19 protein-coding genes and 1 pseudogene are annotated in these 18,754 nt (G+C 64.3%); 15 read left to right on the forward strand and 5 right to left on the reverse strand.

Going from position 1 to position 18,754, the window contains the following annotated elements; genetic code table 11:
- Nucleotides 1-49: 49 nt before the first annotated feature.
- From USDA257_RS15295 to USDA257_RS15325, 7 genes are all read left to right on the forward strand, one after another.
- Nucleotides 50-1,042, forward strand: a complete 993-nt coding sequence (locus USDA257_RS15295) for an autoinducer 2 ABC transporter substrate-binding protein (RefSeq protein WP_014763881.1) — start codon at nt 50-52, stop codon at nt 1,040-1,042.
- Nucleotides 1,043-1,267: 225 nt separating this feature from the next.
- Nucleotides 1,268-2,782 (forward strand): sugar ABC transporter ATP-binding protein, encoded by a 1,515-nt coding sequence (locus USDA257_RS15300; protein WP_041414262.1) that lies wholly within the window; start codon nt 1,268-1,270, stop codon nt 2,780-2,782.
- Nucleotides 2,775-3,773, forward strand: a complete 999-nt coding sequence (locus USDA257_RS15305; protein WP_014763883.1) for an ABC transporter permease — start codon at nt 2,775-2,777, stop codon at nt 3,771-3,773. Before USDA257_RS15300 ends, USDA257_RS15305 begins: the two co-directional genes overlap by 8 nt.
- Nucleotides 3,770-4,768 (forward strand): ABC transporter permease, encoded by a 999-nt coding sequence (locus USDA257_RS15310; protein ID WP_014763884.1) that lies wholly within the window; start codon nt 3,770-3,772, stop codon nt 4,766-4,768. The genes USDA257_RS15305 and USDA257_RS15310 overlap by 4 nt, the downstream gene beginning before the upstream one ends.
- A 2-nt stretch (nt 4,769-4,770) precedes the next feature.
- Nucleotides 4,771-5,619: a sugar phosphate isomerase/epimerase family protein gene (locus USDA257_RS15315; RefSeq protein ID WP_041415304.1), complete on the forward strand. Its 849-nt coding sequence runs from the start codon at nt 4,771-4,773 to the stop codon at nt 5,617-5,619.
- Nucleotides 5,620-5,723: 104 nt separating this feature from the next.
- On the forward strand, nt 5,724-7,169 hold the full coding sequence (locus USDA257_RS15320) for an FGGY-family carbohydrate kinase (RefSeq protein WP_014763886.1): 1,446 nt from the start codon (nt 5,724-5,726) through the stop codon (nt 7,167-7,169).
- Nucleotides 7,162-7,866, forward strand: a complete 705-nt coding sequence (locus tag USDA257_RS15325; protein WP_014763887.1) for a class II aldolase/adducin family protein — start codon at nt 7,162-7,164, stop codon at nt 7,864-7,866. The genes USDA257_RS15320 and USDA257_RS15325 overlap by 8 nt, the downstream gene beginning before the upstream one ends.
- A 153-nt stretch (nt 7,867-8,019) precedes the next feature.
- Here the strand turns inward: USDA257_RS15325 and USDA257_RS15330 are convergent, their stop codons facing one another.
- Nucleotides 8,020-8,250, reverse strand: coding sequence for a hypothetical protein (locus USDA257_RS15330; RefSeq protein WP_014763888.1), 231 nt, complete (start codon nt 8,248-8,250; stop codon nt 8,020-8,022).
- An 80-nt stretch (nt 8,251-8,330) separates the two neighbouring features.
- Nucleotides 8,331-8,675, reverse strand: a complete 345-nt coding sequence (locus USDA257_RS36945; protein WP_153297030.1) for a hypothetical protein — start codon at nt 8,673-8,675, stop codon at nt 8,331-8,333.
- 131 nt (nt 8,676-8,806) lie between these two features.
- Here USDA257_RS36945 and USDA257_RS15335 point away from each other — a divergent pair, with 131 nt between their 5' ends.
- The 4 genes from USDA257_RS15335 to USDA257_RS15350 are packed head-to-tail and all read left to right on the forward strand — an operon-like array spanning nt 8,807 to nt 14,034.
- Nucleotides 8,807-9,970 carry an isovaleryl-CoA dehydrogenase gene (locus USDA257_RS15335; RefSeq protein WP_014763890.1) on the forward strand — a complete coding sequence of 388 codons (1,164 nt, stop codon included), beginning with the start codon at nt 8,807-8,809 and terminating at the stop codon, nt 9,968-9,970.
- Between the two features lie 50 nt (nt 9,971-10,020).
- Nucleotides 10,021-11,628 (forward strand): carboxyl transferase domain-containing protein, encoded by a 1,608-nt coding sequence (locus tag USDA257_RS15340; protein ID WP_014763891.1) that lies wholly within the window; start codon nt 10,021-10,023, stop codon nt 11,626-11,628.
- Between the two features lie 16 nt (nt 11,629-11,644).
- The gene (locus USDA257_RS15345) at nt 11,645-12,028 is read left to right on the forward strand and encodes a RidA family protein (protein WP_014763892.1); all 384 of its coding nucleotides are present in this window, start codon (nt 11,645-11,647) and stop codon (nt 12,026-12,028) included.
- Between the two features lie 17 nt (nt 12,029-12,045).
- Complete coding sequence (locus USDA257_RS15350; RefSeq protein ID WP_014763893.1) at nt 12,046-14,034, forward strand: acetyl/propionyl/methylcrotonyl-CoA carboxylase subunit alpha; 1,989 nt, start codon at nt 12,046-12,048, stop codon at nt 14,032-14,034.
- Between the two features lie 8 nt (nt 14,035-14,042).
- On the opposite strand, the gene USDA257_RS15355 is transcribed toward USDA257_RS15350, so the two are convergent.
- Nucleotides 14,043-15,221 (reverse strand): IS110 family transposase, encoded by a 1,179-nt coding sequence (locus USDA257_RS15355; protein WP_014763894.1) that lies wholly within the window; start codon nt 15,219-15,221, stop codon nt 14,043-14,045.
- Nucleotides 15,222-15,445: 224 nt separating this feature from the next.
- On the opposite strand from USDA257_RS15355, the gene USDA257_RS15360 reads away from it, so the two are divergent.
- From USDA257_RS15360 to USDA257_RS15375, 4 genes are all read left to right on the forward strand, one after another.
- On the forward strand, nt 15,446-16,315 hold the full coding sequence (locus tag USDA257_RS15360) for a hydroxymethylglutaryl-CoA lyase (RefSeq protein WP_014763895.1): 870 nt from the start codon (nt 15,446-15,448) through the stop codon (nt 16,313-16,315).
- Nucleotides 16,312-17,097, forward strand: a complete 786-nt coding sequence (locus USDA257_RS15365; protein WP_014763896.1) for a crotonase/enoyl-CoA hydratase family protein — start codon at nt 16,312-16,314, stop codon at nt 17,095-17,097. Before USDA257_RS15360 ends, USDA257_RS15365 begins: the two co-directional genes overlap by 4 nt.
- A 94-nt stretch (nt 17,098-17,191) precedes the next feature.
- Nucleotides 17,192-17,563, forward strand: a complete 372-nt coding sequence (locus USDA257_RS15370; protein ID WP_014763897.1) for a DUF2384 domain-containing protein — start codon at nt 17,192-17,194, stop codon at nt 17,561-17,563.
- Nucleotides 17,564-17,642: 79 nt separating this feature from the next.
- Entirely contained in the window at nt 17,643-18,137 is a 495-nt protein-coding gene (locus USDA257_RS15375; RefSeq protein ID WP_080605795.1) for an RES family NAD+ phosphorylase, read from the forward strand.
- A gap of 4 nt (nt 18,138-18,141) precedes the next feature.
- Here the strand turns inward: USDA257_RS15375 and USDA257_RS38965 are convergent, their stop codons facing one another.
- Together USDA257_RS38965 and USDA257_RS38970 are read right to left on the reverse strand one after the other, a co-directional pair.
- The gene (locus USDA257_RS38965) at nt 18,142-18,384 is read right to left on the reverse strand and encodes an FAD-binding oxidoreductase (protein WP_425475325.1); all 243 of its coding nucleotides are present in this window, start codon (nt 18,382-18,384) and stop codon (nt 18,142-18,144) included.
- A pseudogene (locus tag USDA257_RS38970) lies at nt 18,384-18,709 on the reverse strand (FAD-binding oxidoreductase); the annotation flags it as partial. The gene USDA257_RS38965 and the pseudogene USDA257_RS38970, both read right to left, overlap by 1 nt.
- Nucleotides 18,710-18,754 lie beyond the last annotated feature (45 nt).

Here is an 18,754-nt window from a genome sequence, read left to right on the forward strand (position 1 = left end):
CGTCAGCGCCCGGGAGAGTTCCCGCTGCGGGAACCTGTGGAGGAGAGACATGATCAAGACATTTCTTGCTGCCGCTCTGGCGGCTTCGCTTTCGCTCGCCGGTGCCTTTTCCGTCGCGGCGCAGGATGCGCCGAAGGTCGGCGTGGTCGTCAAGATCGGCGGCATTCCGTGGTTCAACGCCATGGAAGCGGGTATCAAGGAGCGAGGCCAGCAGCTCGGCCTCGACGCCTTCATGGTCGGCCCCACCAGCGCCGACCCTGCGCTGCAGGTCCGTGCCATCGAGGATCTGATCGCCCAGGGTGTGAAAGTCATTGGCGTGGTGCCGAATGACGCCAAGGTGCTCGAGCCGGTCCTCACCAAGGCCAAGGAAAAGGGCATCATCGTCATCACGCATGAGTCCCCAAGCCAGAAGGGCGCCGACTGGGATTTCGAGCTTGCTTCATCTCAGGGTTTCGGTGAGGCGCATGGCAAGCTGCTCGCAGAGAAAATGGGCGGCAAGGGCGAATATGCGGTGTTCGTCGGCTCGCTGACCGTACCGCTGCACAACGCCTGGGCAGATGCGGCGATCGCCTATATCAAGAAGAACTATCCTGAGATGACGCTGGTCGGCGAACGCTACGGCGTCGCCGAGGACGTCGACAAGAGCCGTTCGACGGCCCTCGACCTGATCTCCGCTCACCCGAACCTGAAGGGCTTCCTCGCCTTCGGCAGCCAAGGCCCGATCGGCGCCGGCCGCGCCATCGAAGAACGCCGCAAGGTGGGTGAGATCTTTGTTCTCGGTCCCTTCTCGCCCGGACAGGGCCAGAAGCTGGTGAAGTCCGACGCGATCTCCGGCGGCTTCATGTGGAATCCGAAGCAGGCCGGCGAAGTCTTTGTAACGATGGCCGATAAGCTCCTCAAGGGCGAGGAGATCAAGGACGGCGACGAGATCGAAGGCCTCGGCGTGGTCCATCCGGATTTCCAGAACCGCAACATCATCGTCGACCAGCTCGTGCCGATCAACAAGGACACGGTCGCCGATCTCGCTGCGATGGGTCTCTAGACCGCAACGGCTTCGGGCGGGATGCCGCGCCGCGCATCCCGTCTACAGCGCCGCGCGTCTGATCAGACGCGCAAAGGTCGCTGTAGCACTTTGAATTGCTGCATGTCTTTGTCCTTCAATCGAGGTCGATTTAAGGAGACATGCGGTAGGGTTCTCCCGGCTGCTGGGCCGGTTCCGGCCGGCCTGGCAAGTCTCATGAAACGAAGTACGACAGGCGCAGGGTCCATGCATCAGGCAACGAGCGCGACGGTCGGCGAGAAGCCGCTTCTGTCCCTCCGCAACATCAACATGACCTTCGGTGGCGTCAAGGCGCTGAAGAATGTGAGCTTCGAGGTGCGCCCCGGCGAAGTGCATTGTCTCGCCGGCGAGAACGGCTGCGGCAAGAGCACGCTGATCAAGGTGATCACAGGCGTCTATCGCCCTGCGGATGGCGCAGTCATCGAATATGACGGCGAGACTTACGCGCATATGTCGCCGGTCACCGCCCAGGACCGCGGCATCCAGGTGATCTGGCAGGATCTGGCGCTTTTCCCGGAAATGAGCGTCGCCGAGAATATCGCCTTCCACGAGGTCCTCGGACGCCGCCCGCGTCTCGTCGACTACGGCCGCATGCGGCGGATTGCCATCGACGCGCTCGGCCGCCTTGGCGTCAGTCTCGACGTCGACCTGCCGCTCAAGGAATATGCGATTGCCCAGCGCCAGATCGTGGCGATCGCCCGCGCACTCATTGGCGAGGCAAAGCTCGTCTTCATGGACGAACCGACCGCATCGCTCACGCAGTCCGAAACCGACCACCTCCTCGATATCGTCCGCAACCTTTCCGCCTCCGGCGTCGCCGTCGTTTTCGTCAGCCATCGACTGGCCGAGGTTCTGGAGATTTCAAGTCGCATCACGGTGCTGCGCGACGGCGCGCTGGTTGGCGTCTATCCCGCCGCCGGCATGACACAGTCGCGGATCACCGAACTGATGACCGGCAAGACATTCGACCAGCACGTCCGCGCACGCCCGAAGGACGATCAGCCTGTCGTGCTCGAGGTTCGTGGGCTGACCCGACCAGGCCAATTCGAAGACATTTCGCTGACCGTCCGCCGCGGTGAGACGGTCGGCATCACGGGCCTGCTGGGGGCAGGGCGGACCGAGCTGGCGCTCGCCCTGTTCGGCATGCTGAAGCCCGCCTCGGGCTCGATCAGCATCGAGGGCAAGGAAGTGCGCTTCGGCTCGAACCGTGAGGCGATCAAGGCTGGAGTCGCCTATCTGTCGGAGGACCGGCTGTCGCTCGGGCTCATCCAGCCGCAGCCGATTGCCGACAATCTGGTGATCGCCTCATTGCGCAAGATCCTTTCCGGAGGGCTGCTTTCGGAAGATCGCAAACGCAGCCTCGTGTCGCGCTGGATCGCCGATCTCGGCGTCAGGATCGGCCGCCAGGCCGATGCGATATCGACGCTGTCCGGCGGCAACCAGCAGCGGGTGGCGATCGCCAAATGGCTCGCTACTGACCCGAAGCTCCTGATTCTCGACTGTCCGACGGTCGGAGTCGATGTCGGTGCTCGCGCCGGGATCTTCGACATTGTTGCCAAGCTCGCCGAGAGCGGCCTTGCGATCCTCCTCATTTCGGACGAGGTGCCGGAGGTCTATTTCAACGCCGACCGGGTGCTGCACATGGCGCAGGGCCGCATCGTCGGCACCTATGATCCGCGTCAGACGCGGCTGGAAGACATCGAGGCGGCCGTCTATGCGTAGCCTGATCCGCACTCACGCGACCGAGTTCTCGTTGCTGGCGGTGATCGTCGTCATCAGCACCGTGCTTTCCTTCGCCACGGCGAACTTCTTCTCGCTCGGCAACGCCTTCGACCTCCTGAACATCAGCGCCGTCAACATCATCTTCGCGGTCGGTCTTCTGGTGGTGCTCATCGCCGGCGGCATCGACATCTCCTTTGCCGTCGCCGCTTCCGTCGTCCAGTATTGTACGGTGATCGTGCTCGGCTGGATCGGCGGTGGCGGCTGGGTATCCGGGCTCCTGATCGCCGGTTCGCTCGGCGTGCTGCTCGGCTGTCTCAATGCTTTCCTGATCCACCGTTTCCGGATCATCTCGATCGTTGCGACGATCTCCACCTTCAACATCTATTTCGGGCTGCTGATGTTCTTCACCCGGGGCGTGTCGATCTATGATCTGCCCGACTGGCTGACCGACCGCGTCATCCTGTTCGAGCACGAGATGCCGGACGGGACCTGGATCGAGATCACGCTGCCCGTTCTCGTCATGGCGATCTGCGTCGCCGCGACCTGGATGCTGATCACCCGCACCACGGTCGGCCGCCAGCTTTATGCCTTCGGCGACAATCCGGAAGGAGCGCGCCGCTTCGGCATCAATATCGGCGCCATGCAGTTCATTGCTTTCGGCTGGCTCGGCCTGATGGCCGGCATCGGCGGCCTCATTCAAGCGCATTATGCCCAGGAGGTGGTGCCGAACGCGCTTTACGGCCGCGAGCTCGACGTGCTTGCCGCTGTAGTCCTGGGCGGCGCCCGCCTCGGCGGCGGCAAGGGCTCGGTGCTCGGCTGCGTGCTTGGCGTGCTCTTGATCTCGATCACCCAGAACGGCCTCAACCTGATGGGCGTCTCGCCCTTCGCCTTCAAGATGATCGTCGGCGCCATCATCCTGGTCGCCATCACCCTTTCGAACACCCGGATAGAGCGCTTGCTGCCGCTCGTCGGACGGGGGACGGGACGATGACCACGATCCTCGAACGCGTCAAAACCGCTCTGGGACCCGAAATGGCCGGTCCCGGCCTCGCCTTCGTTGCCGTCCTCCTCGTCTTCGGGATTGCCTCGCCGCAATTCCTGAGTGCGGCGACCTTCGGCTCGGTCGCCTTCCAGCTTCCGGAGCTGGGCTTGCTGACACTCGCCATGCTGCTGCCGATCCTCACCGGCGGCCTCAATCTGGCAATCACCTTCACGGCGAATATCTCTGGGCTGACGCTCGCCTGGGTCCTCAGGGAAAACGGCGGCGTCGATGCCGGCGTCGGTATCTTCATCGTCGGCTGCCTGCTGGCGTTCATGGTCGGGGCCGCAAGTGGCGTCGTGATGGGGCTGGTGATCGCCTTTACTCGCGCCCACCCGATCCTCGTGTCGCTGTCGATGATGATCTTCCTGCGCGGCCTCGGCGAATTTCTGACGCGCGGCGGCGATATCTCCGGTTTCCCCGCCTTCGTTGGGCCGATCGGCCATGGCTCGATCGCCGGCATTCCCGTGCCGCTGATCGTCTTCATCGTCTGCGTGCTCGGCTGGCACGTGCTGCTCGGCCGCACCAAGCTCGGCTTCAACACCTATATGATCGGCTCCAATCTCGAGGCGACCCACTATTCCGGCATCAATACCCGCAAGGCGATCGTGCTCGTTTACACACTCTCCGGCGTGATGTGCGCCATTGCCGGCATCATCATGCTGGCGCGGTTCAATTCGGTGCGCATCGGCCACGGCGAATCCTATCTGCTGATTACCGTGCTTGCCTGCTTCCTCGGTGGCGTCAATCCGTTCGGCGGTTTCGGCCGGGTGATCCCCGTCTTCGTGGCACTGGTGGTGCTGCAGCTCCTTTCGTCCGGGCTCAATCTCATTGGAGCCAACCAGCATCTCGCGACCGCCGTATGGGGCATCCTGCTCGTCGGCGTGATGATCCTTCGCTGGGTCGCTTCGAGGATCAAGATGTCAATCGTCAGAAGAGGATCATGACCATGCAGGGTTTTGGCGTCCATACGAGCATGTGGACTATGAATTGGGATCGGCCCGGCGCCGAGCGGGCAGTCGCGGCCGCCGTCAAATATCAGGTCGATTTCATCGAAATACCGATGCTCAATCCTCCCGCTGTCGATACGGAGCACACCCGCGCATTGCTGGAGAAACACCGGCTGCGCGCGCTCTGCTCGCTCGGCCTGCCGGAGCGCGCCTGGGCCTCGGTGCGCCCCGATGCAGCGATCGACCATCTGAAGGTCGCGATCGACAAGACTGCCGATCTCGGCGGCGAGGCGCTCTCCGGCGTCATCTACGGCGGCATCGGCGAGCGGACCGGCGTTCCGCCGACCTTGGAGGAGTACGACAACATTGCCCGCGTGCTCGAGGCCGCTGCCAAGCACGCCAAGACGCGCGGCATCGAGCTCGGAGTCGAAGCGGTCAACCGTTATGAGAACCACCTGATCAACACCGGTTGGCAGGCGGTGAAGATGATCGAGCGGGTCGGCGCCGACAACATCTTCGTGCATCTCGACACCTATCACATGAACATTGAGGAGAAGGGTGTCGGCAAAGGCATCCTCGATGCGCGCGAGCATCTCAAATACATCCATCTGTCCGAGAGCGACCGCGGCACGCCCGGATACGGCACCTGCGGCTGGGATGAGATTTTTTCGACACTCGCGGCGATCGGCTTCACGGGCGGGCTCGCCATGGAGAGTTTCATCAACATGCCGCCGGAAGTGGCCTACGGCCTCGCCGTCTGGCGCCCGGTCGCGAAGGACGAGGAAGAAGTGATGGGCAACGGCCTGCCATTCCTGCGCAACAAGGCACGGCAGTACGGGCTGATCTGAAGAGACCTGCAGCGACGGCGGACCGGCTCAGCTGGACCGCCGCGCCGCCGATCGAGGGACAGGAAGTGGAGGCAGCGGTGAGCGACCGAGGAAATGCAGCGACGATGGTCGCCGTCCTCGACGTCGGCAAGACCAATGTCAAGCTCAGCGCCGCCGATGCGGACGGCACGATCATTGAGACACTCAGCGTTCCCAATCCCGTTCTTCCTGGCCCGCCCTGGCGCCATCACGACCTCGACGCCTTGGGTGAATGGGTCTTCGAGACGCTGGCGAGCCTCTCGCGCCGCCATGTCTTCAGCGCCTTCGTCGCCTCCGGACACGGCTCTGGCGGCGTCCTGACCGGCGCCGACCCGAATGCCGGCGATGGGGCCGTGCTGCCGATGATCGACTACGAGCAACCCCTGCCGGCCGACATCCGCGACCGCTATGCGCCGCTGGCCGGTTCCTTTCTCGATCGCGGCAGTGCCACGATGCACGGCGCCACCCATCAGGCCCGCCAGCTCTATTGGATGGAGGAGCGGGAGCCGGATGCGTTCGGGAAAGCCCGCTGGTACCTCGGCCTGCCGCAATATTGGGCCTGGCGGCTCTCCGGCGTCGCTGCCTCCGAAACCAGCTTTCTCGGCGCGCAATCACATCTCTGGAACGTCGCGGCACGTCGCTGGGCGCCGATCGTCGGCGCCCGTGGCTGGCAGCGGCTGATGCCGCCCTTCGCCAAGGCTTGGCAGACTCTGGGGCCGATCCGGCCTGAGCTCGCCCGCCGCTTCGGCCTTCCCGGCGAGTTGGCCGTGCTGACAGGCGGCCACGACAGCAGCCTCAATCATTATCGTTACCACGCTGCGGGGCTGCGGGACTTCACGGTGATCTCGACGGGGACCTGGATCGTCGGCTTCTCAGGCTCGACGCCAATCGAGCGGCTCGACGAGCACCGCGGCATGACCTTGAACAGCGATGTCTTCGGCAACCGGCTCGGCGGCATCCTGACCATGGGCGGGCGGGAATTTTCCCATATCGCCGGCAACGACCCTCCAGCCGACGATGTCCCGGCGGAGGTTTTGGCCAGGCTCATCGGAGAGCGGATCTTCGCCCTGCCGTCTTTCGGTGACGACGACGGCCTGTTCCCTGGAAGTGCGGCTGCCGGACGGTTTGTCGGACCGCCGGCCGAGAGCGCGATGGAACGCAAGGCGCTCGCGCTTCTCTATTGCGCGCTGCTGACCGCCGAATGCCTCGACGCGCTCGGTGACGACCGCCTCGTCGTGCTGGACGGCAGCTTCCTGCGCGATCCTCTCTATGCGCAGTCCCTGGCCGCCCTGCTACCCGAGCGCGAGGTGCGGTTCAATCTCGATTCCTATGGTGTTGCGGCCGGCGCGGCGCTGCTTGCCGGTCACGAAACGCGCCGCCACCCCGCGCCGCTTCCGCTTGGCGAGCCGGCCGATCTCACGGAATTGAATCCCGACCTTTGCCGCTATGGCGCCGAGTGGCGCAACCTTGCCCGCGCGGCGCCGAGTAAGCGAGACGAATTCGAACAGACGAAAGGAAGCTTCCATGGCTGAAACCCCGACGACCGACAAGCTGGCGCTGAGGCGCGAGATGGTGGACATCTGCCGGCGGATGAATTCGAGCGGCATCAACCAGGGCACGGCCGGCAATCTTTCGGTCCGCGCCGGCGACGGATTCCTGATCACGCCCTCTTCCATGCCCTATGACACGATGCAGCCGGAAGATCTGGTCGAGATGGATTTCAACGGAACCTATGTCGGCCATCGGCCGTCGTCCGAATGGCGTTTCCATCGGGATATCCTGCGCGCGCGCACCGATATCGACGTGGTGCTGCATTGCCACTCGATCTATGCGACGACGCTCGCCTGCCACCACAAGGCCATTCCGAGCTTCCACTATATGACTGGGATTGCCGGCGGCACGACGATCCGCTGCGCCGGCTACGCCACCTTCGGCACGCAGGCGCTCTCCGACAACGCGCTCGTCGCGCTTAAGGATCGCACCGCCTGTCTGCTTGGCCAGCACGGCCAGATCTCGCTCGGCAAGACACTCGAATCGGCGCTCTGGCTTGCGATCGAAGTGGAAACGCTGTCGCGGATCTATGTCCAGGCTCTCACCCTCGGCGAACCGCCGATCCTGCCCGACGACGAGATGGAGCGCGTTATCGAGCAGATGCGGCGCATGAGCTACGGCCAGGCGCCCGATGCGGAGAGCGTAAACGATGTTGCCCGCCCGCGCGGCTCCGAGTGACGGGACTCGCAATGCCATCTTGACCCCGACGGGACGGCGTTGGGTGAAGGAGTATTCGGATAATGTCGGCGTGGTGGAGGGAGCCCCCCAACTGCGGCCAGCGTGACGTTGGACGCGTCGGTCCTTAAGGGGACTTCGCCGCCGCCAGCGGTGTTAAATTATCAATTGCACGATCTGAGAGAAGGGCGTCATCGCCCATTTGCCGCTGTCATCTTTCGTCGTTCGATAAATGATGAAGTCTCGGCCGACGGTGAACTTTCCGTGCATGGTGATCTCATTGCCGGTTGAGAGAATTGCTCGGAGTTCGTTTGCATGACGCTGCTCGATTTGGTCGCTGATCAAATCGGCCAGGACCTGATCTAGAATTTCCGGTTTCGCAGTCATTGGAAGCCATCCAACTGTTGCCACAGGCAGGTTGTTGATGGGGCCATATTCCGAGGCCGTAGGCAAGGGCCACCGCCGGTCTAGTTGTCCGGAACGATCGTCGGCATGGCAGGCGGAGGCTCCTCCACTCCTGGATCGAGTGCGAGGATACTGACCACCAGAGCGATGAGGATGCAGATAAGCACGAGGAAGGCCATACCTGCTTTGTCGGTACGCTTCGGCATGCCCCATATGGAGCGCTGAATGTGAGAAATTCGAGGCAATTCCCTTAGAGATCGGCGGGGCTCCGCATCTGTATCCGAAGCCAAGCAATGGCCCTCGCCAATGACCGCCGACAACTCGTCCCAGCGTCTACGCCTTCCGCCAATCAAAGCATCGTTGCGCCGATTGCGTGCCTCCTTCTTTTGCAATTCGTGCTTGGCCACCAGGCTCTTTGGAAGGAAATTAGCCGGCAGCGATGTTATCGTTCGCGAGAGGCCCGCGTAGCGGTAACATGAGCCGGCGCGTCCGCCCGACGAGGAGGAGATCGTCGGGCGGACGTCGGGAGGAGAATGGAATGTTTGAAGGTGGATTGAATTTCGCCCTTGGCGAGGAGATCGATGCATTGCGGGACAGCGTGCGCCGCTTTTCGTCCGAGCGGATCGCGCCGCTGGCGGACGAAACGGATCGCAGCAACGTCTTCCCGGCGCCGCTCTGGCGGGAGATGGGTGAACTCGGCCTGCTCGGCATCACCGCCGACGAGGCCCATGGCGGCGCTGGACTCGGCTATCTCGCCCATTGCGTCGCCATGGAGGAGATCAGCCGCGCCTCGGCGTCGGTGGGCCTGAGCTACGGGGCCCATTCCAACCTCTGCGTCAACCAGATCAACCGCAACGGCAATGCCGCGCAGAAGGCGAAATACCTGCCGAAGCTGATTTCGGGGGAGCATGTCGGGGCGCTCGCCATGTCGGAGCCTGGCGCCGGCTCTGACGTCGTCTCGATGAAGCTCAAGGCCGACAAGCGCGGCGACCGGTATGTTTTGAACGGCAACAAGATGTGGATCACCAACGGCCCCGATGCCGACGTGCTGGTCGTCTATGCCAAGACTGACCCGGCGGCCGGGCCGCGCGGCATCACCGCCTTTCTCGTCGAAAAGACCTTCCCTGGCTTTTCGACCGGCCAGAAGCTCGACAAGCTCGGCATGCGCGGCTCGAACACGTGCGAACTCATCTTCAAGGACTGCGAGGTGCCGGAAGAGAACGTGCTCGGCACGGTCGGCGAAGGCGTCAAGGTGCTGATGTCAGGTCTCGACTATGAGCGGGTCGTGCTTTCCGCCGGGCCGCTCGGCATCATGGCGGCTTGCCTCGATGTCGTCGTCCCCTATCTCCATGAACGCAAGCAGTTCGGCCAGCCGATCGGCGAATTCCAGTTGATGCAGGGAAAACTTGCCGACATGTATGTGACGATGAATACGGCACGCGCCTATGTCTATGCGGTTGCAGCGGCCTGTGATCGCGGCGCGACGGCGCGCAAGGATGCTGCCGGCTGCATTCTCTATGCGGCCGAGAAGGCAACCGCCATGGCGCTCGAGGCGATCCAGGCGCTCGGCGGCAACGGCTACACCAATGACTATCCGGCCGGCCGCCTGCTGCGTGACGCCAAGCTCTACGAGATCGGCGCCGGCACGAGCGAGATCCGCCGCATGCTGATCGGGCGCGAACTGTTTGCCGAAACGAAATAGCCGGGGACGCGGCGCACCGCTGGAATGAGGAAGGGCAGGGCTGGGGGACAATGACAATATTGCGATCGCACATCTCGCCATCCTCGGATGTGTTCAAGGCAAACCGTGCCGCCATGGCGGAGGCGATCTCGACGATAGAGGAAGCGGTGCGGCTGGCGGCGGGCGGCGGTGGAGAGACCGCACGCGAGCGCCATGTCAGCCGCGGCAAGCTCCTGCCGCGGGACCGGGTGGCGGCCCTCGTCGATCCGGGCACGCCCTTTCTCGAAATTGCAGCGACGGCCGCGCATGGGATGTATAACGGCGACGCACCGGCCGCCGGGCTGATTGCCGGCATAGGGCGGATTTCCGGCCGCGAATGCATGGTCGTCTGCAACGACCCCACCGTCAAAGGCGGCACCTATTATCCGCTGACGGTGAAGAAGCATCTGAGGGCGCAGGAGATCGCCGCCGAGAATAGGCTTCCATGCGTCTATCTGGTCGATTCCGGCGGCGCGAACCTTCCGAACCAGGACGAGGTCTTTCCGGATCGCGATCACTTCGGCCGCATCTTCTATAATCAGGCCAACATGTCGGCGGCCGGGATCCCGCAGATCGCCGTGGTCATGGGGTCCTGCACGGCAGGCGGCGCTTATGTGCCGGCGATGTCCGACGAGACGATCATCGTCGAAGGTCAGGGGACGATCTTTCTTGCCGGCCCGCCGCTGGTGCGGGCGGCGACCGGAGAGGTGGTTTCAGCCGAGGACCTCGGCGGCGCCGACGTACATACGCGGCTCTCCGGCGTTGCCGATCACCTGGCGCGCGACGACGCGCACGCGCTGGCGCTCGCCCGACGCGCTGTCGCCGCGCTCAACCGCGAGAAGCCGCAATCCGTGGAGCTTCGCAAGCCGGAACCGCCGCTCTACGATCCGGACGAGATCGCCGGCATCGTCTCCGGCGACCTGAAGACGCCCTATGAAATTCGCGAAGTGATCGCCCGGATCGTCGACGGCTCGCGGTTCGACGAGTTCAAGGCACGCTTCGGCACGACGCTCGTCTGCGGCTTCGCCCATATCCACGGCATCCCGGTCGGCATCGTCGCCAATAACGGCGTATTGTTTTCGGAATCGGCGCTGAAGGGCGCCCATTTCGTCGAACTCTGCGCCCAGCGCAGGATCCCGCTCGTCTTCCTGCAGAACATCACCGGCTTCATGGTCGGGCGCAAATACGAGACCGAAGGCATCGCCAAGCACGGCGCCAAGCTGGTGACGGCTGTTGCAACCGTGCAGGTTCCGAAGATCACCATGCTGGTCGGCGGCTCGTTCGGAGCCGGCAACTACGGCATGTGCGGACGAGCGTTCTCGCCGCGCTTCCTGTGGACCTGGCCGAACAGCCGCATCTCGGTGATGGGCGGCGAACAGGCGGCGGGCGTGCTTTCGACCGTGCGCGGCGAGGCGCTCAGGCGCGCCGGGACTCCCTGGAACGAAGAGGAGGAGGCTCGCTTTCGCCAGCCGGTTCTCGATCTCTTCGAGCGTCAGAGCCATCCGCTCTACGCGTCGGCGCGTCTGTGGGACGATGGCGTCGTCGATCCGCGCAAGAGCCGGGAGGTGCTGGCCCTGTCGCTGTCGGCTGCGCTGAACGCGCCGGTCGAGGACACCCGTTTCGGGCTGTTCAGGATGTAGCGGGGAGAGCTCGGGAATGAAACGCGACAATATCAACGCCATGAGCGCGCCGCAGCCGCGCGGCGGCTATTCGCAGGCAGTCAGCATCGAGAATTTCCGGCGTCTGCTTTTCGTCAGCGGTCAGGTGCCGATGAACTCGAACGATGTCGTGCCGGAAGGTTTCGAGGCGCAGGCCCGCCAGATTTGGCTGAACGTCGATGCACAGCTGAAGGCTGCCGCCATGTCCAAGGCCGACATTGTCAAGGTCACGACCTATCTTGCCGACAGGCATCATCTCGTCGCGAACCGCGAGATCCGCAACGACTATCTGGGGGCGCTGGCGCCGGCGATGACGGTGGTGATTGCCGGCATCTTCGATTCTGCCTGGCTCCTTGAAGTCGAAGTGGTGGCGGCGCAGTAAAGCGGGAAGTGAGGCGCATGTTTTCGAAGCTCCTGATTGCGAATCGTGGTGAGATCGCCTGCCGCGTCATACGCACGGCCCGTCGGCTCGGCATCCGCACTGTCGCCGTCTATTCCGATGCCGACGACGACGCGCTCCATGTGGCACTTGCCGATGAAGCGGTGAGGATCGGGCCGGCGCCGGCCGCCGAGAGCTATCTGTCGATCGAGCGCATCATCGCGGCGGCGAGAAGCGTCGGCGCGGACGCCATTCATCCGGGCTACGGTTTTCTTTCGGAGAATGCCGACTTTGCCGCCGCAGTCGAGGCCGCGGGCATGGTGTTCGTCGGGCCCTCGCCGGACGCGATCCGCGCCATGGGATTGAAGGACGCGGCCAAGGCGCTGATGGAGCGCGCCGGCGTTCCGGTCGTGCCCGGCTATCACGGCGAAGAGCAGGATGCTGCGTTCCTGACGGCGCAGGCTGCCGAGATCGGCTACCCGGTGCTGATCAAGGCCCGCGCCGGCGGCGGCGGCAAGGGCATGCGGCGCGTCGACCGGCCGGAGGATTTCGGCTCGGCGCTCGAGGCTGCCCGGCGGGAGGCCGAGGCAGCCTTCGGCGACGGCTCGGTGCTGATCGAAAAATATCTGTCCAGGCCGCGCCACATCGAGGTTCAGGTGTTCGGCGACCGGCAAGGCAATATCGTCCATCTCTTCGAACGCGATTGCTCGCTGCAGCGCCGGCACCAGAAGGTGATCGAGGAGGCGCCGGCACCGGGCATGACCGCCGAGGTGCGCCGCGCCATGGGCGATGCGGCGGTGAGGGCAGCGCGGGCGATCGGCTATGTCGGCGCCGGGACCGTCGAGTTCATCGCCGACGTGACGGATGGGCTCTGGCCGGATCAGTTCTTTTTCATGGAGATGAACACGAGACTGCAGGTCGAGCACCCGGTGACGGAAGCGATCACCGGCTTCGATCTCGTCGAGTGGCAGTTGCGCGTTGCCGCCGGGGAGCCTCTGCCGAAGAAACAGTCCGACATCCACATCGACGGCTGGTCGTTCGAGGCACGGATCTACGCGGAGGATGCCGCCAAGGGATTCTTGCCCGCAATCGGCCGGTTGAAGCACTTGCACTTTCCCGACGGCAATGTGCGGATCGACTCCGGGGTGCGGCAGGGCGACATGGTCACGTCCTATTACGATCCTTTGATCGCCAAGCTCATCGTCCATGGCCCCAACCGGTCGGCGGCCCTTGGCCAATTGCAGGCGGCGCTTAAGGAATGCCGGATTGGCGGTACGGTCACCAATCTCGACTTCCTCATCCGCCTGACGGAAGAGCATGATTTCCGTTCGGGCAGGCCGGATACAGGGCTGATCGACCGCGAAATCGAGCGTCTGACGGCGCCGGTTGCGCCGGACGACGAGGCGCTGGCGCTGGCGGCAATCGTTGCGACGGGCGTGCTCGATCCCGTCGTCACAAGCGATCCATGGTCGTCGCTCGGCTATTGGCAGATCTGGGGCGACGCGCAGCGGACGGTCACGATCGAGCAGGGGGGAAGCCGCTCGGCGGCAACCCTTAGGGCGCGCGGACGCGACCAGTTCGCAGTGCATGCCGGGTCGAGTACTCTGCCGGTTCTGGTGCTCGAGCGGTTCGAGGGCGGCGCCCGGCTGGAGGTCTCCGGGCAGAAGCGCTTGTTTGGCTTCCTCCGCGACGGCGAGACATTGACCTTGTTCCTCGGCGGCCGCAACCGGGTCTACCACCTGCCGGATTCGCTGACGGGCGGGCACAGCAGCGAGGTCGCCGATGACGAACTCATCGCGCCGATGCCGGGCCTCATCAAGCTGGTGCGCGTCGGCGCCGGCGAGGCGGTCTCCAAGGGGCAGCCGCTCGTCGTCATGGAGGCGATGAAAATGGAGCTGACGCTGTCCGCGACGCGGGAAGGCAAGGTCGCCAGCGTGCATGTCGCCGAGGGCGCGCAGGTCAGCGAAGGCACCGTGCTCGTCAAGCTCGACGAGGAGGCTGCTGAGTAATGGAAAAGTCAAGCCGCTTTTCGGTTGGGATCGAATGCCTGTCTGGATCGGATCATGGTCCAGAGGACGGTTATGCGCCGTCTGGCCAGGGCGATGATAGCCTGGGTGTGGTGTTTTCCCTCTTTTCGCTTTCGGTCGTAGAAGGCCTTGGTCAGTGGGTCCCTTGTGGAGACGGCGCAGAAGGCGCTCTGGAAGAAGACGCGTTTGAGGGCCTTGTCGCCGCCATGGGCACGTCGCCAGTTCCTGGACATTCCGGACTGTCGGATGACAGGCGCCAGACCGGCGGCGCTGGCCAGCGCGTCGGCGGAGGGGAACCTGTCGATGGTGCCGATGTTGGCGATGAGTTCCGCCGTCAATACCGCCCCCATCCCCGGCAGGGAACGGATGAGGGCGCCATCAGGGTGGTCGTCGAGAAGCGCCTCGATATCCCTGTCGAGGCGGCCAAGGATCTGGCGGGCTTCGAGCGCTTCGGCTGCGATCTCACGGATCATGTCGGCGAAGACGGCCTCCCCCGGCACGACGGTTCGCTGGCCCTGGGCGGCTTCGAGTGCGGCCCGGGCAAGCGCTTCGGCCGCATGCAGATGCGGCGTCTTCCTGAGGTAGGCTACGATCCTCTTGTGGCCTGCAGAGCGGATCTCGCCCGGCGTGACATAGCGGGTGATGAGCACGAGCGGTCCCTTGCCCGTCAGGTCGAGGCGCCGCTCCAGGCCGGGATGAATGGCGCCGAGGAGCTGGCGCAATCGGGAGATACGGCGTGTCTGGTCATCGGTGATCTCGCGTCGGCGTGTGACCTTCAGTCGAAGCGCGATGACGGTCTCGTCGTCGGGCAGGATCGGACGCAGCGACCGGGTGCGGACGAGATCGGCGATGGTGTGGGCATCGCGTGGGTCCGACTTGCGCTCGCCGCCGGCAAAGCCGTGTCCGGCCCGGTTGACGGCGATGCCCGGTACGTGGACGAGACGCAGGCCCTCGGCCAGCAGGACCGCTTCAAGGAAGCGGGCCAGCGATCCGGTGATGTCCAGCCCGATCACAACGTCGTCGCCAAGGGCCACCAGTTCCCTGACAAGGGCGTCGATATCGGCCTGTTCGTTGTCGACGGCACGGTTGAGAAGAACGCGAGCCGCATGATCGAGCGCACAGACCCAGTGGGTCTCTTTTGCGACGTCTATTCCAACAAATACCTCCATCGGGTGCCTCGCATCGTTGGGAGCCGGCGCAGGCCTGGGATCGCCGACATCGCCTTACTTAGCCATCGCGGGCATCGAGCAATCAGCGGTCGAACCAAGGGCGGTGAGACAGGCGGCCCAGCCGCCGGAGCCATCGAGGACAGCCGAATGACAGCCATACCCATCTCACCTGCGCCACGACAGCTTGCGGCAATCAATGGCACGTTGAAAAGGGGTAAGGCCGAATGACTTCGCAGCAAGGCGAACATGTGACGATCGTGGAGATGGCGCCCCGGGATGGCCTGCAGAACGAGGCGAGGCTCGTCGATACCGGCGACAAGATCAGACTTGTCGACCTGCTTTCCGACTGCGGCTACGAGCGGATCGAGGTGACGAGTTTCGTCAGTCCGCGCTGGGTGCCGCAGATGGCCGATGCTCCGGCAGTAATGGCCGCAATTGCGAGACGCCAGGGCACGCGCTATGCGGCGCTGACGCCGAACATGCGCGGCTTCGAGGCCGCCCTTGCCTCCGGCGCCGACGAGGTAGCGATCTTCGCTTCCGCCTCCGAAAGCTTCTCCCAAAAGAACATCAACTGTTCGATCGCCGAAAGCATCGAGCGGTTCCGCCCGGTGGCGGAGGCGAGCCGCCATCACCGCCTTCCGCTGCGCGGCTATGTGAGCTGCGTCGTCGAGTGCCCCTATGAGGGTGCAATCGCGCCAGCGGCTACCGCCCACGTGGCGCGGCTGCTTGCCGACCTCGGCTGCTACGAGATCAGCCTGGGTGACACGATTGGGCGCGGTACCCCGGAAGCCATCGACGCCATGCTGGAAGCGGTGCTCGGCGAGATTGCCGCAACGAAGCTCGCAGGCCATTTCCACGATACGTCGGGTCGCGCACTCGAAAATATCGCGATGTCCCTGGAGCGCGGCCTCAGAGTGTTCGACGCATCTGCGGGGGGTCTCGGCGGATGCCCCTATGCGCCGGGCGCAGCCGGCAATGTCGATACGGTCGCGGTGAACACTTTCCTGCAGAAGAGAGGTTTTTCGACAGGTCTCGATGCCGAAAAGCTCGATCGCGCCGCCGCCTTCGCGCGATCCTTGAGGAGTGCGGCATGACTTATCAGACGATCCGTTACGCGAGCGATGAGCGTGGCATTGTCCGGCTGACGCTCGCCCGGTCGGAAAAGCACAACGCGCTCTCTGCCCTGATGATCAGCGAACTCACGGACGTGGCGGGCCGGCTTGGAGCCGATGCGACGGTGCGGGCGGTCGCCCTCGTGGCAGATGGCAAAAGCTTCTGTGCGGGCGGCGACCTGGATTGGATGCGGCAGCAGTTTACCGCCGACAGGCAGACGCGGATCGCCGAGGCGACGCGGCTGGCGATGATGTTCAAGGCGTTGAACGAGATGCCGAAACCCTTGATCGCGCGCGTCCACGGCAATGCTTTCGGCGGCGGCGTCGGGCTGATCAGCGTGTGCGATGCCGTCATCGCCGAGAACGGTGCAAAATTTGGGCTGACGGAAACCCGCCTCGGGCTCATCCCGGCGACGATCAGCCCCTATGTCATCGCCCGGATCGGCGAGGCACGGGCGCGGCCTCTGTTCATGTCCGCGCGGCTTTTCGGGGCCGAAGAGGCGAAAACCGCCGGATTGGTGTCGATGGTTGTCAACGTCGCCACGCTGGATGCCGCCGTCGAAGCGGAAGTTGCGTCCTATCTGGCGGCGGCGCCGGGGGCGGCCGGCCGCGCCAAGCGGCTCGCGCGGTCACTCGGGAGCCCAATTACCGATGTCGTCATCGCCGCGACGATCGAGCAGCTCGCCGACACCTGGGAAACGGACGAAGCGCGGGAAGGGGTCTCCGCCTTCTTCGAGCGCCGCGAGCCTTACTGGCGGACCTGAGCCTTCCGGGCCAAGGTTTCGAATTGTGCTTGAATTGAGCGGCAACTGATCCTATTTTCATGATGAACTGATCAAAACAGGTTCGAGCTCTGTGATGGTGGCGGTCGATTTCCAGATACCGGCGGCGCGTTTCGGGGATGATCACTCCCCGTTCCTGTCGGCACGCCTTGTCGCCGATCGGCTCGGCGTCACGCTTGCCGAACTCGCCAAGCTGATTGGCGTCGCGCGCAATACGCTGACGGCAAAGTCCGGCGCGCGCAAGGTCGACAGCGCCTTGAGCAAGGTCGTTCGCATTCTTGCCATGGCATCCGAGATGGCGGGAGACGAAGCGCGCGCCGTCATCTGGTTCAAGCACCAGCCGATCCCCGGCTGGGCCGGGAAGACCGCATACGATCTGGTCGGCGAAGGCAAGGCCGACAAGGTCCTCGCCTATCTCGAAGCCATCCGCGCCGGCGTCTACGCTTGAGAGCGGGACGAGGAAACGCGTGAGCGGTTCTCCGCCTGCGCCCCGCTCTAGTTCAGGGCCAATGGCGTCGGCCGGGCCGATGACGCTCTCGCGCGCCTTCGTGCCGCGCTGGGCCCATATGCCGCTTTCCGGCGACGGCGCTGCCCGCTTCGGCGGCCGATGGAATCCGATCGGCACCCCGACGATCTATGCCGCACGCGAACTTTCCACCGCCTGGGCGGAATACAATCAAGGCTTCGTGCAGCATCCGGCGCTGATCGTGCAGCTCGAGCTTCGCGATGCGAAGCTGGTGGATCTCACGGATGGCGATGTCCTTGCCGGACTCGGGCTCGAGGAAACCATTCACCGCTGCGAGTGGCGCGACGAGCTCGATAGGGGCTTGTTGCCGCAGACGCACAAGACCCACGCCGACCTTTTGAAGCGCGGCTACGACGGCGTCATTTATCCGTCCTACATGTCACCCGGCGGCACTTGTGTGGCCCTCTGGCGCTGGAACGGGCGCGGCGGCCCTCAACTCGAGGTCATCGACCCGGAAGGCCGGCTGCCGAAATCGCCAGCGTCGTGGCTTGAGTAAGTCATCATCGGCCAAGTACCTTGCCGGGGTTCAAAATACCGTTCGGGTCGAGCGCAGTCTTGATGCGCCGCATCACCTCGAGCTCCGCAGGGCTGCGGGAGCGGTCGAGAAAGTCGCGTTTCAGGATGCCGATGCCGTGTTCCGCAGAGATCGAGCCGTGGTAGCGGCCAACAAGGGCGTAGACGATCCCGTCGACCTCGTGCAGCGTCTCGGCGTCCGCGTCCGGCTCCGAGAAGGCGATGTGCAGGTTCCGGCAAGCACCGTCATCGTTGCGGCGGCGCTGTCGATCTCCTCGATGCCGCTCATCCGCTCCAGCGAGATGACGATATCGTCTGCGTCCGGATTGGCGCCGCCGGCAAGACCGGTCATGCCGCCCTGCGGCACCACGCTCTGGCGGTGCTCGTTGCAGATGCTGAGGGCGGTGGCGACGTCGGCCACGCTCGCCGGACGAATGATGGCCTTCGGCAGGCTGCGTCCGCTCAGGCTGGCATCGCTGCGATAGCGTCGCCGATGCGGTCGCCGGTCAGTAGGACGTCGCCGAGGGTTCGGACAAGCTCTTCGATGATGGTCATGAGGTGGCTCCAAAGGCGATGGGCAGCCGGTTGCGGAATCCGGAG

It is taken from the genome of Sinorhizobium fredii USDA 257 (assembly GCF_000265205.3).
Lineage (GTDB): Bacteria > Pseudomonadota > Alphaproteobacteria > Rhizobiales > Rhizobiaceae > Sinorhizobium > Sinorhizobium fredii_B.